The 629-nt window shown below is 58.0% G+C and carries 2 protein-coding genes; both read left to right on the plus strand.

Translation table 11 applies throughout. From position 1 onward, the window contains the following. Positions 1 to 269, plus strand: a 269-nt coding sequence (locus tag DEQ92_RS21340) for a sugar phosphate nucleotidyltransferase (protein ID WP_147299550.1), incomplete at its 5' end; no start/stop codon positions are given. A 62-nt stretch (positions 270 to 331) separates the two neighbouring features. Continuing rightward, on the plus strand, positions 332 to 625 hold the full coding sequence (locus DEQ92_RS21345; RefSeq protein WP_158547651.1) for a HalOD1 output domain-containing protein: 294 nt from the start codon (positions 332 to 334) through the stop codon (positions 623 to 625). Positions 626 to 629: the final 4 nt, after the last annotated feature.

Consider the following 629-nt stretch of genomic DNA (forward strand, 5'->3'; position numbering starts at 1 on the left):
AGAAACCGGACGATCCGCCGACGAACCTGGTAATGACAGGGTTCTATACCTTCTCGCCGGCGATCTTCCACGCGACGCGACTCGTCCAGCCCTCCGATCGCGGCGAGTACGAACTCTCGGACGCGATCGACTTGCTCATACAGTCCGGACGGACGATCGACGCGGTCGAACTCGAAGGATGGCGGATCGACGTGGGCTACCCCGAAGATCGGGCTGAAGCCGAACGGCGGCTACGAAACGCGGAGGAGGAAGCTGCGTCACACGTGTGACACGAATCGCGGAACAACGGGAAATATATAAACTAGGTCACGCAAGCATCGATGACGATTGGATGAAACGAGCACAACCAGACGGTATTTCTGACTCTGCGACGGCGAGTAGCGGTACGACGTTCGATTTCGATCCAGGACGGGAAACCATCGTCGTCGACGTCGTCGAGGCGGTTTCGGCGATCGCAGGTGTAGAGGCACAACAGTTCGAACCGCGATTGTACGAGGCAATCGACCCCGACGCTCTTACACGATTAATCCAATCAGGCGGCGACGGGGTTAGCGTGTCGTTCGAGTTAGGTGAGTATCAGGTTACTGTCCGAGGGCGCGGGGAGATCGAAGTCGCAGACCTGTAACCAG

It is taken from the genome of Haloferax sp. Atlit-6N (assembly GCF_003383195.1).
GTDB classification, from domain to species: domain Archaea; phylum Halobacteriota; class Halobacteria; order Halobacteriales; family Haloferacaceae; genus Haloferax; species Haloferax gibbonsii.